The organism is Paenibacillus sp. URB8-2 (assembly GCF_013393385.1).
Taxonomy (GTDB): domain Bacteria; phylum Bacillota; class Bacilli; order Paenibacillales; family Paenibacillaceae; genus Paenibacillus_AQ.
In genome coordinates, this window is sequence record NZ_AP023239.1 from 1527726 (window position 1) to 1542132 (window position 14407).

Annotated in this window: 13 protein-coding genes; 10 read left to right on the forward strand and 3 right to left on the reverse strand. The window is 56.7% G+C overall.

What is annotated here, in order from left to right:
- Window positions 1-77: 77 nt before the first annotated feature.
- Both PUR_RS07225 and PUR_RS07230 read right to left on the reverse strand, forming a co-directional pair.
- The gene (locus tag PUR_RS07225; protein ID WP_179034651.1) at window positions 78-617 is read right to left on the reverse strand and encodes a chromate efflux transporter ChrA; all 540 of its coding nucleotides are present in this window, start codon (window positions 615-617) and stop codon (window positions 78-80) included.
- Window positions 618-1211 (reverse strand): chromate efflux transporter ChrB, encoded by a 594-nt coding sequence (locus PUR_RS07230; protein WP_269474708.1) that lies wholly within the window; start codon window positions 1209-1211, stop codon window positions 618-620. It abuts the gene before it with no gap.
- Between the two features lie 199 nt (window positions 1212-1410).
- Between PUR_RS07230 and ggt the strand changes: the two genes are divergently transcribed.
- Window positions 1411-2988: a gamma-glutamyltransferase gene (gene ggt / locus PUR_RS07235; protein WP_179034652.1), complete on the forward strand. Its 1578-nt coding sequence runs from the start codon at window positions 1411-1413 to the stop codon at window positions 2986-2988.
- 172 nt (window positions 2989-3160) lie between these two features.
- Here ggt and PUR_RS07240 read toward each other — a convergent pair whose 3' ends face one another.
- Window positions 3161-3364 carry a hypothetical protein gene (locus tag PUR_RS07240; RefSeq protein WP_179034653.1) on the reverse strand — a complete coding sequence of 68 codons (204 nt, stop codon included), beginning with the start codon at window positions 3362-3364 and terminating at the stop codon, window positions 3161-3163.
- Between the two features lie 124 nt (window positions 3365-3488).
- Between PUR_RS07240 and PUR_RS07245 the strand changes: the two genes are divergently transcribed.
- The 9 genes from PUR_RS07245 to PUR_RS07285 all read left to right on the forward strand — a co-directional run bounded on the left by PUR_RS07245 (window position 3489) and on the right by PUR_RS07285 (window position 14357).
- The gene (locus tag PUR_RS07245; RefSeq protein WP_179034654.1) at window positions 3489-4739 is read left to right on the forward strand and encodes an amidase; all 1251 of its coding nucleotides are present in this window, start codon (window positions 3489-3491) and stop codon (window positions 4737-4739) included.
- A 277-nt stretch (window positions 4740-5016) separates the two neighbouring features.
- On the forward strand, window positions 5017-6591 hold the full coding sequence (locus tag PUR_RS07250; protein ID WP_179034655.1) for a PucR family transcriptional regulator: 1575 nt from the start codon (window positions 5017-5019) through the stop codon (window positions 6589-6591).
- A 58-nt stretch (window positions 6592-6649) separates the two neighbouring features.
- Window positions 6650-7717 (forward strand): XdhC family protein, encoded by a 1068-nt coding sequence (locus tag PUR_RS07255; protein WP_179034656.1) that lies wholly within the window; start codon window positions 6650-6652, stop codon window positions 7715-7717.
- Window positions 7650-8249, forward strand: coding sequence for an NTP transferase domain-containing protein (locus PUR_RS07260; protein ID WP_179034657.1), 600 nt, complete (start codon window positions 7650-7652; stop codon window positions 8247-8249). Before PUR_RS07255 ends, PUR_RS07260 begins: the two co-directional genes overlap by 68 nt.
- A gap of 254 nt (window positions 8250-8503) precedes the next feature.
- Window positions 8504-9664 (forward strand): BMP family ABC transporter substrate-binding protein, encoded by a 1161-nt coding sequence (locus PUR_RS07265; RefSeq protein WP_179034658.1) that lies wholly within the window; start codon window positions 8504-8506, stop codon window positions 9662-9664.
- A 139-nt stretch (window positions 9665-9803) separates the two neighbouring features.
- Window positions 9804-11336 (forward strand): ABC transporter ATP-binding protein, encoded by a 1533-nt coding sequence (locus PUR_RS07270; RefSeq protein WP_179034659.1) that lies wholly within the window; start codon window positions 9804-9806, stop codon window positions 11334-11336.
- Complete coding sequence (locus PUR_RS07275) at window positions 11333-12448, forward strand: ABC transporter permease (RefSeq protein WP_179034660.1); 1116 nt, start codon at window positions 11333-11335, stop codon at window positions 12446-12448. Before PUR_RS07270 ends, PUR_RS07275 begins: the two co-directional genes overlap by 4 nt.
- Window positions 12449-12470: 22 nt before the next feature.
- Entirely contained in the window at window positions 12471-13400 is a 930-nt protein-coding gene (locus PUR_RS07280) for an ABC transporter permease (protein WP_179034661.1), read from the forward strand.
- A gap of 54 nt (window positions 13401-13454) precedes the next feature.
- Window positions 13455-14357, forward strand: coding sequence for an FAD binding domain-containing protein (locus tag PUR_RS07285; RefSeq protein WP_179034662.1), 903 nt, complete (start codon window positions 13455-13457; stop codon window positions 14355-14357).
- Window positions 14358-14407 lie beyond the last annotated feature (50 nt).

Consider the following 14407-nt stretch of genomic DNA (forward strand, 5'->3'; position numbering starts at 1 on the left):
CGATCCCCGAACAGGGCGGCAGCCGTTTCTCAATTTTTTTGAAAATATGATTGCCCCGCAGACGTCCGGCCCGGCCGCTACATGCTGTACCTGAGCACAAGTCCGCCATAGACAAATGCGGCGAGAATGACGAGAGCGGGATGGATTTTGCGGCGTTCCATTGCCCAGAACGCGATGGCCGCAATGATCAGGGTCTGCCAAATTCCAATGGAAGCGGCGGGCCCTTTTCCCATCTGCCAGGTCAATACGGCCATCATGATGGCGATAACAGGCTGGACGAGCAGCGTCATCCCTTTGACAACCTTGGACTGGCGGTATTTTTGCAGCACCCGCAGCAGAACGATCAGGGCGGCGGCCGACGGCAGGACCGTGGCCAGCAGCGCCGCAAGCACTCCCGCCCAGCCGTAAATCTGGAAGCCGACGTAAGCCGCCACCTTGGTGGCGATCGGTCCGGGCAGCGCGTTGCCCAGCGCCAGCATGTTGGAGAATTCCCCGTCTGTCAGCCAGTGGTAATGTGGGACGATTTCTTCATACATGAGCGGAATGGAGGAAGGTCCGCCGCCGTAGCCGAGCAGATTGGCGATAAAGAATCCGATAATCAGTTTAATCCATTCCATTTATGGCGTTCCCTCCTTCTTTCCTTGACTGCCGCGGCGGCCGGCCACAGCCCGGTAATGCACGGCGCCGTAAGCGAGAAACAGCACGATGACGATAGCCGGATGGACATGCAGCACCTCAAGCAGGAGCAGGGCGAGCAGCATGAAGGCCGCTCCGGCTGCGATGCCGAGGCCCTTGACGGCCTTTTTCGCAAATTCGTACGCCATGACGCCGAGCATGACGGCGATGACGGGCGATACGGCGGCGATCATTCCCTTGACGACCTTCGAGCCGGCCAGGTAGTTAACGGCGGACAACAGCAGAATCATGGCAAGAACGCTGGGCAAAATATGCGCAATTACGGCGAGGAACGCTCCCCATGCCCCTTTGCGCTTGTATCCTAAATAAGCGGCCATTTTGGTCGCAATCGGTCCCGGCAGCGCGTTGGCCAGCGCCAGCGTTTCTCCAAACTCCTCGTCGCTGAGCCACTTATACCGGATGACGGCGTCATGGCGGATCAGCGGAATTACCGAAGGGCCGCCGCCGTAGCCGATAATTCCTGTTCTGCACATCGAAACGACAAGCTCTATATAATCTTTTTGAGTCGGTCTCAAACCCTTTCCCCCTTTGGAGCCCATTCTATACAATCCGTATGAATGCATTCTCATTATATTTCTTTTCGAAGCCCTCCGGCGGGAACTTTGTGCACCGTACACAAATCGCGGGTGCGCCGTCTTTGGAATGCGCGCTTCCGGTTGACTTTGGCCGGTTGTGTAATGTTAAATGACATTAATTCACGGGAGGGAAAAGCTTATGACAAAGCGACCGGTAATCGGTACAAAAACGATGGTAGTCAGCCCGCATTACCTGGCGTCCGCCGCAGGTGCGCGGATTTTGCAAAAGGGCGGGAACGCCTTCGACGCGGCGGTGGCCGTCAGCGCGGCGTTGGCGGTCGTCTACCCGCATATGACGGGCCTTGGCGGCGATGCCTTCTGGCTGACTTACAGCGCTGATGAAGGCCGTGTCCAGGCCTATAACGGCAGCGGCCGCTCCGGTTACGGGGTGCACCGCGGCCGGTTCGTCGGTGAAGCCGCGATTCCGCGGCGGGGCGCCCGCAGCGCGGTTACCGTGCCCGGCATGGCCGACAGCTGGGACGCAGTGCTGAGCCGGTACGGTCGTCTGTCGCTGGCGGAGGTACTGGAGGCCGCGATCGATTACGCGTCTACAGGCTTTCCGCTGTCGCCGGATCAGCATGCCAATACCGTGCTTGCCGGCGCTTCGCTGTCGCCTGAGGCGGCAGCCATCTATATGCCGGGCGGACGGATTCCGAAGGCCGGAGAGAAGTTCGTGCAGAAGGACCTGGCCCGGTCGCTTTCCATTCTGGCTTCCGGGGGCCGCGACGCCTTTTATAAAGGAGAAATCGCCGGGGCGATTTGCGACGGGCTGGCAGAGGCCGGCGGTTACTTGCTCCGCGAGGACTTTGCCGACCACCGGGGTAACTGGTGCGAGCCGATCCGGACGGATTATCACGGCTATACCGTCCATCAGGCTCCGCCCAATTCACAAGGATTCGCCGCGCTGATGGCGCTGAATATATTGGAAAAGTTTGACTTCAGCGGCATTCAGCATGGTTCGTATGAATATTATCATCTTCTCGTAGAAGCGATCAAGGCCAGCTTCCGCGACCGCGACTCGGTGCTTACCGATCCCGAATTCAGTGAGATTCCGCTGAACCGGCTGCTGGATAAGACTTACGCGGCACAGCTTGCGGCATTGATTTCGCCCCGCAGCGCAGCCGCGTTGTCCAGCGAGCCTACCGGCCGGGATACGGCCTATGCGGCGGTTGTGGATGCGGAAGGCAATGCGGTTTCCTTCATCCAGAGCCTGTACTTCGAATTCGGGTCGGGAGCCGCCCCGGGCGGCACCGGCATTCTGCTGCAGAACCGGGGCTCCTTCTTCTCGCTGGACCCGGCCGCGGTCAACACGCTGGAGCCGCATAAGCGGACTTTCCATACGCTGATGCCAGCGATGGCCTGCCGGGACGGCAAGCCCGCTATCCTTTACGGTACCCAGGGCGGCGAAGGCCAGCCGCAGACCCAGACGCTGCTGCTGACCCGGATGCTGCATTACGGGATGAATCCCCAGCAGGCGGTCGACGAGCCGCGGTTTGTCTGGGGCAGAACGTGGGGCGAACCGACCCAGGAGCTGACCGTGGAGAGCAGAGTTGGGGACGCTGTGCTGGAAGAACTGGCAGCAGCCGGCCACAAGGTGCGGAAGGCGGCGGACTATGATGGACTTGCCGGCCATGCCCATGTAATCAGCATTGATGACAACGGCTACCGCAGCGGCGGGACCGATCCGCGCTGTGACGGAGCCGCCATCGGCTGGTAGCGTTGAGCCTCGGAAAAGGAGGCGAATGTAAGGTTAGATACGCAGGGAGATAACCCAATAGCATCCTGTCAGAGGTTAAAGGAGGATTGGGCTTGCGCTTGCTCTCATGCATGTACTTGCAAAAACGAATAAATGGGAAAACATCCCTTTAAATTTTCGGAAAAACGATATTTTAGACAACGAGCGGGAAAACCTCCCGCTTGTTGCCCGCTTTTTCTTTATTTTTGGCTGAAATGCCGGATTTAGCTGGAGATTTTCCAGCTTGGGCCTGGCAAGAAGCCTCTTTGTTAAAAAGTAGGCGGAGAAATTCCGCTTCGCCTGTCACGCTGCTTGGTATTTGACAGCAGTTAAGCTGCATGTGTTCGAACATCGTCATGCGGCGCCACACCGTGCGGCGAGAGCTGCGCGCGGTGCGAAAAGGGCGATTGCGAATACAAATCCTTTACTACTTATTCAGATGATGTTCTAGGGGAAGAGAAAGCGGAAGGAGGAAAGAGCGGATGAGCTTGGACAACCGGTATGGAGCGTTTATCGATCCCGGACTTGAGGTCCAACCGCTTGCGCGCGGCTCTCTGGACGGAGTGACGTTTGCGGTTAAAGATGTATTTGCAATCAAGGGGCATGCCTCGTCGGCCGGTAATCCGGACTGGCTGCTCAGCCATTCGGCGGCGGCGGAGCATGCCGAAGCGGTTCGCCGTCTGCTGATGGCGGGGGCTGCTCTCAGGGGAGCTGCCCATACGGATGAACTGATGTACAGCCTCGGCGGGGAGAATGTTCATTACGGAACGCCGGTGAACCCGCGCGGGAAGGGAAGAATTCCCGGCGGATCATCCAGCGGCTCGGCGGTCGCTGTCGCCGCGGGAAGCGTCGACTGCGCGCTCGGAACGGATACGGGAGGCTCGATCCGCGTACCGTCCGCGTACTGCGGTATCTATGGTTTCCGGCCGAGTCACGGAGCGGTCGAAATGAGCGGCGTAATTCCGCTTGCTCCGCAGTTCGATACCGTCGGCTGGATGGCGGGGAGCCCTGAACTGCTCCTACGGGTCGGCAAAGTGCTGCTCGAAGGCATGCATAGAGGAGAGAATACGGCGGAGACAGCAGCTGGCCCGGACGCAGCGGCAGGCGGCGAGGCTGTTCTTGGTATGAAGAACATGAGCACACTGTTTGTCGCCAGGGATGCCTGGAGTCTGGCGGAACCGGAAAGCGCCGGAGTATTGTCCGGCGCATTGAAGCTTTTGCAGGCCGGCGCCGGGCGGAGTATGGACACCGAAGTTGCTCCAGAAGGGCTTAAGGCATGGATGGATGTCTTCCGGGAGCTTCAGGGCAGTGAAATATGGGAGACGCACGGAAGCTGGGTCCGGAAGCAGCGTCCGACGTTCGGGCCGGATATCGCCGCCCGCTTTGCCTTGGCGGAAGAACTGTACGGACAGAATCATGACGCTGCCGAGTCGTTCCGGAAGGAAGTCGCTGTCCGTCTCGGCAATATGCTTGGCGAGGACGGGGCGCTGGTCATTCCGACGGTGCCCGGAGCGGCGCCACTGTCCGGAGGAGATGCGGCTCAGCTGGAGTTTAACCGCAGCGGAGCCATGTCGCTCTGCTGCATCGCTGGCCTGGCCGGCCTTCCGCAAATTACACTCCCGGTCAATGGTCCCGGCGGTCTTCCGCTCGGACTGTCCATAATCGGAGGCTTCGGCCAGGATCTGCGCCTGCTGGCATGGGCGAACCAAATCTGGAAGCCGGCGCTGGTTTGATCCGTCCTTTAAAGGATTTGCGGCCGTTCCTTCTTTGATTCAATAATAAATACAGGGCTGTCCCGCGGAAAATTCCACGACGGGCAGCTCTTTCTTTTTATCCGGTGACAACATCGAAGAAATTCAACAAGAAATATATGTGAAGTTACATAACATAAAGCGGAGTTTCTAAACTTTAATCTTTTCAAAGGGGGGCATATTCTTTATAATGTTACATAAAGTAACACAAAAAAACATAAAAGTTTTGATTTTATAAATATAACGGAGGAGGGGCGGCATGCACCTTACGGTCGAAGAGGCTTTATCGATATATCCTTTGTCGGAAGCAAAGCTGATTGCCGGTTCCAAAGGAACTCGCAGAATCGTTAAGTCGATCAATGTGATGGATGCCCCGGATATTTCAGACTGGATCAAGGAAGGCGAAATGCTTCTAACGACCGCCTACCTCATCAAAGATAATCCTGAGCAGGCGTCGGCACTGCTTCATAAGCTCAACCGGAGGGGCTCGTCGGGACTCGGGATCAAGCTGGGGCGTTTCTGGGAAACGGTCCCTGAAGCTTTGATTGCCGAAGCGGAAGAGCTGAACTTCCCGCTTATCGAGCTGCCGTTCCAGTTTACGTTCTCGGACCAGATGAACGGCCTGTTCCGTGCGGAGCTCGCCCGCAGCACAGGCGCGCTGCAATCCGTCCTTGAGAAGCAGCGGAAGCTGATGCGTTTTGCTCTGCGCCCCGTGCGCAGCCGTTCGCTGCTGGAGTCCGTCTCCGAGTGTATCGGCCATCCATTGGCCGTTATCGGCAGCCGCGGGGAACTGCTCTTCAACAACTCCCCCCACAGCGAAAGGGAACTGCTGGGCGGATGGCCGTGGGGGAATAAGAACCGCAAGGTGCGCATCGGAGAGGAGGCGGGTTACCGCCTTCCTCTCCTTCAGGGGGAAGAGTGCGCGGGCTATCTCGTCTTTTGTTCCATCGACCCCTTGCTGCTATCCATGGAAGAGAGCCTGTTCGTTCAGGGAGCCGAACTTATCGCGTATCACATCCGGTCAGGCGCCCAGGATTATTTCGAGCAGGATCTGCACAGAGAATTCGGCAGGCAGCTTCGCCGCTGTCTTAAAGGTGATCTGTCGTGTATCGAGCTGGCAAAAGCGGCTGACGCCATGGACCCCGGATTGCTGCAAGGGGCGTTTCAGTTTGTTCTTAGCGATGTGACCGAAGCGGGAGAACTGAGGCAGCACGAGTTGACCCGCCTGAAAGAAGAGTATGTGCAGCATCCGGAGCTTGGAAAGATGCAGGCTTTTCACCTAATAGTAGATGAAGGGCTGCTGTCAATTTACTCGGGGGAACGGCTGGCCCCGGAGCTCTTTAGCGGCATGATCGAGGCTTGCTTCGACAAGCTGGAGATCAGTGAAGGCTGCTACCCCCGGGCGGCGGTCAGCTGCCGGAAGAGCAAGCCGGAGGAGATCCGGGAAGCTTTTGCCGAAGTGAAGGAAGCCATGCGCTTGACGGCCCACTGGAATGCCGGACAGCAGGTTGCGCATTACCGCCAGCTTGAGCTGGCCATGGTGCTGCAGCAGGTTCCCGCCGAAATGATGCAAAAATACTGCAGCCGCACCCTGGCCGGATTGCTTGGCCGCGAACCTGAGTACGTAAGGGAAATGCTGCATACATTGGAAGCTTTTCTGGAAAATGACGGCCATATCAACGAAACGGCCAAGAAGCTGTTCATTCATCGCAATACAGCCACTTACCGGATGGAGAAGCTGAGCGAGCTGCTGGACGTCGATTTCAAGAAGACCGACGATTTGCTGCGGCTGCAGCTGGCGTTTTTGTTCCGTAAAATGCTGGAGCGCGGCTGAATACGATCAAGGGAGGCGGCTAAAGGCTGACTGCAGGAGACTGTATGGAGGGAGTTTCATGAGCGCTTATGATATTGCGGCCCACATTAAGAGAAACGACCTTCCAGCTGTGTTGGCCACGCTGATTTCTGTGGAAGGACATTCATACCGAAAGGCCGGATCGGCAATGCTATATCATGATGGAGGAACGATAGGAAGCCTTAGTCCCGGATGTCTCGAAAGCGATTTGCAGCTCCGGACCGGGGAAGTGTGGGATTCGGGGATGCCGGAAACCGTAGAATATGATATGCTGTCTCCTGGTGATTTTTCCTGGGGAGAAGCGGTGGGCTGCGGCGGCAAGATTAAAGTCGTGCTGGAGCCTGTAAAAGACGACCTTAGAAAGTTGCTGGTTGAAGCCCATGACCGGATGGCCTCCGGTCAAAGCGTGATTCTGCGGCGCAGCCGGGCAGGCGGCAGCTATGCCTATTCGCTGGAACTGGCTGCCGGAGCGCAGGAGACACAGTCGGCGGGCGGCTGGAGCGAAGCCTCCTTCATAACGCTGCTTGTTCCCAAACCGCGTCTGATTTTGTTCGGTCCCGGACATGACAGCCGTCCCATCGCTGATTTAGCGTTCAGAACCGGATTTCGGATAGCGGTGGCGGACTGGCGTGAAGCCAGCGTGAAGAATGAACTCCCGGCAGAGGAAAGAGTATTTTGTTCTCCGCAAGAGGCCGCTGAGCGGCTTCGGATCGGCAGAAACGATTATGTCCTGATCTGCAGCCATCAGTTTCAGCGGGACCGAATGTTCCTAGAAAGCGTGCTTGAGCATGAGCCGCATTATATCGGGATTATTGGCTCCACCGCAAGAATAGGCTTGCTGATGGAGGGGCTAAATGCGCCGGAGACGCTGCACGCGCCCGTCGGACTGCCGATTCGCGGAGAAGGGCCGGAAGAGATAGCCGTCAGTATCGTTGCAGAGATGATTCAGGTGAGAAGAGCGGGTTCGCGCAAACAGCCGAAAGGAGCGGATAACGTTGAAAGTAGCCGGAATTTACCTGGCGGCGGGGAAGAGCAGCAGGATGGGCACCCCCAAGGTTTCTCTGAGGCTGACGCAGGGCGTCGCGCTTGGGAGCGTCGCGCTCAGTGAATTGGAACGCTGCGGCCTTGAGCCGCTGGCCGTGGTTGTAAGGGCCGATGACAAGCTGGAGTGGTTGCCGCCCGAGAGCGGAGTTCGGGGATCAAGACGGACGGAAACTTGCTTGACTGCCCATTTGGGGCTGTCCTTCTCCCTCCGCTGCGGCCTCAATGCGGTGTTGCCGACCGAACCGGATGCGGTGGTAGTGGCTCTTGCCGACCAGCCGTTCATAACGGCGGGGCTGGTCGGACGCTTGATCGATACCTTTCGGCGTTCACCGGATCTGGATTATGTGGCCAGCCGAGGCGATGGGACGATCATGCCGCCGGCCCTGTTCTCCAAATCACTGTTTCCGGCTCTTCAGCAGCTCGACGGTGACCGCGGCGCGGCAAGCATCCTTCATTCTCCTGCCTATAAAGGTGCGGTGATTGAAGGTGATTCTCCATTATTCTCCATGGACGCCGATACCGAAGGGGATTTCATGAAGGTCCGACGCCAGTGGTTGCTTAGAAACGACCGGAATCGGGACTCTGCCGACATGTGAAACGCGCCTATGTTATAATTTCTAACAATTTTAAATATATTAAGGCTTGGGTTAGTGCGATTTGCACAAAATAATCCCTCCTTTTTATCATTATGCACAAACGTATGTTATATAAATTTACGCACGGCTCCGGCCTCATTATAGTTAGAGGTATAAATTAACCGGAGCCCAAAATGAAGGAGCTTAGGCCGGAAACGGCCAGTTCATATTGTGTAAGCTTCTATGCTACACGACATTTTAGGAGGAGGAAAACAATGAAACAGAGGGGTCGGGCATTTAGTTTGAGCTTCATGCTGCTGTTTGTGCTTGCGATTGTACTTGCAGGCTGCGGCGGCAACAATACGGGAGGGAACGCAGGAGCGTCTTCGGAGCCGGCAGCAACGGCGACGGCAGGAGCCGGTGCGTCAGCACAGCCGTCCGGAGAGAAACCGAAGGTGGCGTTCGTATACATCGGGCCTCCCGGCGACGGCGGTTATACTTACCAGCACGATCAAGGCCGCAAAGCCATGGAGGAAGAACTCGGAATTAAAGCCGATACCGTTGAAAATGTCCCTGAAGGGGCCGACGCCGAGCGCATTATTACCGAGCTGGCTCAAAGTCACGACATTGTCTTTACAACAAGCTTCGGATACATGGACTACACACTGAATGTGGCGAATAAATTTCCGAACGTCAAGTTTGACCATGCTTCCGGCTTCAAGACCGCGGGCAACATGGGGACTTACTTCGGCAAGAACTATCAAGCGAGCTATCTGACGGGTATTGCCGCAGGCAAAATGACCAAGAGCAACCATCTCGGTTATGTTGGCGCTTTTCCGATCAGCGAGGTTATCTACAACCTCAATGCGTTTACGCTTGGGGCGCAAAGTGTAAATCCGGATGTCAAGGTCGACGTCGTATGGACAAACACATGGTATGATCCGACAACGGAACGCCAGGCCGCGATCAGCTTGCTGGATAAAGGCGCCGATGTGCTGCTTGCGTACCAGGATTCCCCGGCTACGCTGCAGGCTGCTGCGGAACGCGGAGCATTTGCGGGCGGCAACGACTCGGATATGAAGAAATACGCGGCAGACAACTATTTGACGAACCCTGTTTGGAACTGGGGACCGTACTACACGAAGACTGTAAAATCCGTGATGGACGGAACCTGGACAAATGAACAGTATTCCGGCGACATGGCTGACGGCATGGTGGATTTGGCTCCGTTCGGCAACAAGGTGCCTGAGGATGTTCAGAAGCTTGTGACGGATGCCAAGGCGAAGATCATCAGCGGTGAGTTGGATGTCTTCACGGGCCCGATCAGCGACAACCAGGGCAATGAGAAAGTTCCGGCAGGAAAGAGTCTTACGCTTGAAGAAGTGCTGGGCATGAACTGGCTGGCCAAAGGCGTAGTCGGAACACTTCCTAAATAAGTCATGTTTTGACCTGTTTTAAGCTGTAAGATCCGTTTAATGTCCATTTATAAGAGGAAGACCATATGGGTGGGGCGGGCTCTTTGAATAAAGAACCTTCCCCACCCGTACTACAACTATGAGGAAGGAGGCGTTCCAAATGCAGGAATATTCGGTGGAAATGCGCGGAATTGTAAAACGTTTCGGTTCGGTAACCGCGAGCGACCAAGTCGATTTTTCGGCAAACGCGGGCGAGATACACGCGCTGCTTGGCGAGAACGGAGCGGGAAAAAGCACGGTCATGAGCATGCTGTCGGGCGTGTATAGAGCGGATGAAGGAGAGATTCTGATTCACGGCAAACCAGCCAAGATTCGTTCTCCGAAAGACGCGGCTATGCTCGGTGTAGGCATGGTGTTTCAGAACTTCAGACTGGTGCAGACCTTGACGGCGGCGGAAAATATCGTGCTTGGCGAAAAATCGTCTTTCTGGCGCGGGAGAAACTGGATTAAAAACAAACATAATGAAATTGAGGAATTGGCGGAACGCTTCGGGCTGAAATTTCCGGTGGACCGACCCATATGGCAGCTTTCTGTCGGGGAACAGCAGCGGGTGGAGATCGTCAAGACACTTTATCGCGGCGCCGACATTATCATTCTGGATGAGCCGACCTCGGTGCTTACGCCGGGCGAGGTAGAGGGGTTGTTCAGCACGCTGCGCCGGATGAAGCAGGAAGGAAAGACGGTTATCATGACCACGCATAAAATGAAGGAGGTCATGGCGTCTTCGGACCGAATTTCGGTCATGCGCAAAGGTAAAATGATCGCCACACTCGTAACCAAAGAGACCGATGAACGCGAGGTTGCCCGCCTGATGGTCGGCAGAGAGGTAGTTATTGAGCGTCAGGAACGCGAAGCTACGGAGGGCGAAGAACTGCTTAATGTAAAAAACTTGAGCGTTTACGCCGATCACGGCCGCAAGGCGCTTGACGGTCTGTCCCTGTCCGTGCGAAAGGGCGAAATCGTCGGTGTAGCCGGAGTGGCGGGGAACGGCCAGAAGGAATTGGCAGAAGTGCTAACCGGTCTTCGGACTTGGCGGGAAGGCGAAATTATTTTTGACGGAAGTCCCGTCAAGACGGCTTCGGTTCGCGGAGCGATTGATTCCGGCATTTCCCATGTGCCCGAAAACCGTATGAAGAGCGGATTGGCTGGACGTCTGGGCTCAGTCGACAACCTGCTGTTCAAGTCATACCGTACCGAAGAACATTCGACCTTCGGCTTCCTTAAGGCGGCCAAGAACCGCATATGGTCCGAAGAGCTCGTGCGCAAATTCGATGTGAAGACGCCGGAGCTGGATACGCCTGTCCAGCAGCTGTCCGGAGGAAACCAGCAGAAGCTGTTGTTCGCACGGGAGGTTACCCACCAGCCGAAGCTGATGGTTGCCGTCCATCCGACGCAGGGCCTTGATGTCGGTGCGACAGCGGGAGTACATGAGCTGCTTATGGAGCTCCGCGCTTCCGGGAGCGGCGTGCTGCTTATCTCGGAGGATCTGGATGAGCTGCTGCAGCTGTCGGACCGGTTATTGGTCATTTATAACGGAGCAATTATTGGCGAGGAGACCCATGAGACGGCGGACAGAGAAAGAATCGGCCTGATGATGGCGGGCATCCGCAGCAGAGAGGAGAGCATGGTATGAGCCAGGAAAAGGCAAGCGGAGGGGCGCTTCCGGGACCTGTGAAACAGACTTCCGGAGGTCGGCTGCCCTGGCGGCTGGAATATGATTCATCCCGCATCCGCACACCGTGGTGGACGCCGATTCTATCGGTGGCGCTGGCGCTCTTGCTGTGCGCGATTTTTATCTATGCCAACGGCATGAGTCCGGTAACAGTCTACTTGAAAATGTTTAAAGGGGCCTTTGGAACCTCTTACGGCATCACCGAAACGCTCGTCAAGGCCATTCCCCTGCTGCTGTGCGGCCTCGGGATCGCCGTAGCCTACCGGATTTCGGTCTGGAATATCGGAGCAGAGGGCCAATTGACGGTCGGCGCGATGGCTGCGACCGCGGTTACAGTGTATTTTCCGAATCTGCCCGGCCTTTGGTCGATTGTACTTATGCTGATCTTCGGCGTTGCCGCTGGCGCATTCTGGGGGCTGCTCACAGCCATTCCGAAAACGCATTTCGGGGTGAACGAGCTGATCACGTCGCTTATGCTCAACTATGTGGCGCTGCTGGCCCTTGATTATGTCGTATTCGGACCGTGGAAAGATCCTAAAGGCTTCAATATGCCGGGCTCGCCGGTGTTCACCGACGCGCAATCGCTGCCTGTACTCGGAGCAACCCGGCTGCATATCGGCTTGATCTTTGCGCTGGTCGCGGTTGTCATTTATTATCTGATGGTCCGTTTTACCCGCTGGGGCTACGAGCTGCGTCTGATCGGAGCGAATCCGACCGCTGCCCGCTACGCCGGCATTCACATCAAACGCCATATTATTATAGTCATGCTGATTAGCGGAGGACTTGCCGGTCTTGCGGGTATGGCCGAAGTATCGGGAGTAAGCCATAAGCTGATGCAGGGCATTTCGCCGGGCTACGGGTATACCGCCATTATTGTAGCCTGGCTCGCCAAGCTGAATCCGCTCGGGCTTGTTGTCACTTCGGTGCTGTTCGGCGGATTGATCGTTGGCGGCTTCAGCGTACAGACCATCGGTCTGCCGTCGTCCATTTCGGAAATGCTACAGGGCGCGATCCTGTTTTTCCTGATTGCCGGCGATATGGTCACCCGCTTCCGCATTCGCCGGGGAGCGTAGCCCAAAGGAGGAGTCGAAAGAAATGGATTTTGTCACACAGTTATTAATCGCCGCCATTTCCGCGGGCACGCCGCTGCTCTTGGCGACGCTTGGAGGCATATTGAACGAACGCGCCGGTATTATTCAGCTTGGAGCCGAAGGCTTAATGCTGATGGGGGCGGTCACAACTTGCATTGTCTTTATTCGTACCGAAAATCTTGGAGTGGCGCTGCTTGCATCCGTAGGAGTAACGGCGCTGCTCGGCATGATTCACGCCTTCCTGTGCATCACGCTTCGCGCTAACCAGACAATGTCGGGTCTTGCGATGACGCTGTTCGGCAGCGGCTTTAGCGCCTATCTCGGCAAGTCGATCAGCGGCAACCCGCTGCCCGGAATTTTGCCGAGACTGCATCTCGACTTTTTGAAGCCAGTCCCGGTGATCGGCGATATTTTTGGAAATCTGGATGTTTTGACCTGGTTAAGCTTTGTGCTTGTCATTGTGCTGCATTTGCTCATTCACCGCACCTCATGGGGGCTGCACCTGCGGGCGGTGGGCGACAGCCCGGCCACCGCAGATGTTATGGGCGTTCACGTCCGGCTAATCCGATATGGTTATGTTACCATCGGCGCCATGCTGATCGGACTTGCGGGAGCGGATATGGTTCTGACCGTCGCTCCGACTTGGAACGAAGGGCTGACGGCGGGCAGAGGCTGGATCGCGGTTGGTCTCGTTATTTTTGCCAGATGGAATCCGGTAAGGGCGCTGCTGTGCGCCTACTTCTTCGGAGCGCTGGATTCGCTGGGTTTCCGGATGCAGCTGCTCGGCAGCGCCATTCCGCCGTATTTCCTGAAGATGATTCCTTACGTTGTAACCATCCTTGTTCTGATGTATTTGGGGTACCGCAACCGCAACAAGCCTTCCGGCACGCCGGAATCGCTGGGTGTTCCGTACGTTCGGGAGCAGCGGTTCTAGGTCGGTAAGACGGGTTCGAAATTGCTGGACAACTGTAAAAAAGGAGGGGAGCAAATGGAAGCTTTGCGTGACGAGCCGCTGTGGACGCCTGCTGTTCAACGGCCCCGAAGCCTGCATGAGGCCTGGGAGCTGAAACGGACGCTTGGCGAAGATGGGATTTATGTCGCCGGCAGCACTTTGCTGCGGACGCAGTGGGAAGCCGGGACGGTTTCCATGCCGAAATCACTGATTGATTTGCGGGGGATTGAAGACCTTGCAGACATTGACGAAGATGGCGGCGGGCTCTCCATCGGCGCCCTTGCCGACTTGTCCCAGTGCCGGCGAAGCGCCGCGCTGGGACAAACGGCGCCCGCCGTTCAGGAGGCGGTCCGCTGCATCGCCGCTCCGGCGGTCCGTAATCTGGCGACGATCGGCGGCAATATCGCCGCGGGCTACGGCGATTGTCTTCCCGCGCTGCTCGTCTGCGATGCGGAGCTGGCCGTCTTTGACGGCAAGTTCCTTAACCGCCGGCGGGTGGAAGAGTGGCTGGCCGACCGGTGGAGCGGAGCGCTTCCGCCTGAGGAAATCCTGACGGGGCTATGGCTTGCGCCCCCGGCAGGTCCTTCGGGTAGCCGGCGGATTGAGATCTTCCGCAAAGTCGGCCGCAGGGAAGCGTTCACGCCCTCGCTGGTCACGGTAGCGATTGGATGCTTTATCGACAGCAAAGGCCGTCTGAGCGGCGTTAAGATTGCCGCCGGAGGAGGAAGCGGCCGCCCGCAGCGGTTGGATATTGCCGAAGCGGTTCTGGAAGGCGCACATATCGGTCCCGAGCTGCTGGCTTCGGTGTACGAGGCGGTTATCTCGCAGTTTGAGACTTATGGAGATCCTTTTGCAACAGTGGAATACAAAAAGAAGACCGCAGGCAATCTTATTGTTGCCGAACTATGGAAGGCTTTGGAAGGAAACGCTGGAAAATAAAAGGCGGTTATTCATGTAACACAGGAAGAGGGCGAAGATAACCGGAGCTA

Bases quoted from the DNA above. Each gene is read 5' to 3' on its own strand.
- PUR_RS07225 (WP_179034651.1), bottom strand. From the start codon at position 617: ATGGAATGGATTAAACTGATTATCGGATTCTTTATCGCCAATCTGCTC.
- ggt (WP_179034652.1), top strand. From the start codon at position 1,411: ATGACAAAGCGACCGGTAATCGGTACAAAAACGATGGTAGTCAGCCCG.
- PUR_RS07240 (WP_179034653.1), bottom strand. From the start codon at position 3,364: ATGACGATGTTCGAACACATGCAGCTTAACTGCTGTCAAATACCAAGC.
- PUR_RS07245 (WP_179034654.1), top strand. From the start codon at position 3,489: ATGAGCTTGGACAACCGGTATGGAGCGTTTATCGATCCCGGACTTGAG.
- PUR_RS07250 (WP_179034655.1), top strand. From the start codon at position 5,017: ATGCACCTTACGGTCGAAGAGGCTTTATCGATATATCCTTTGTCGGAA.
- PUR_RS07255 (WP_179034656.1), top strand. From the start codon at position 6,650: ATGAGCGCTTATGATATTGCGGCCCACATTAAGAGAAACGACCTTCCA.
- PUR_RS07260 (WP_179034657.1), top strand. From the start codon at position 7,650: ATGGGCACCCCCAAGGTTTCTCTGAGGCTGACGCAGGGCGTCGCGCTT.
- PUR_RS07265 (WP_179034658.1), top strand. From the start codon at position 8,504: ATGAAACAGAGGGGTCGGGCATTTAGTTTGAGCTTCATGCTGCTGTTT.
- PUR_RS07270 (WP_179034659.1), top strand. From the start codon at position 9,804: ATGCAGGAATATTCGGTGGAAATGCGCGGAATTGTAAAACGTTTCGGT.
- PUR_RS07275 (WP_179034660.1), top strand. From the start codon at position 11,333: ATGAGCCAGGAAAAGGCAAGCGGAGGGGCGCTTCCGGGACCTGTGAAA.
- PUR_RS07280 (WP_179034661.1), top strand. From the start codon at position 12,471: ATGGATTTTGTCACACAGTTATTAATCGCCGCCATTTCCGCGGGCACG.
- PUR_RS07285 (WP_179034662.1), top strand. From the start codon at position 13,455: ATGGAAGCTTTGCGTGACGAGCCGCTGTGGACGCCTGCTGTTCAACGG.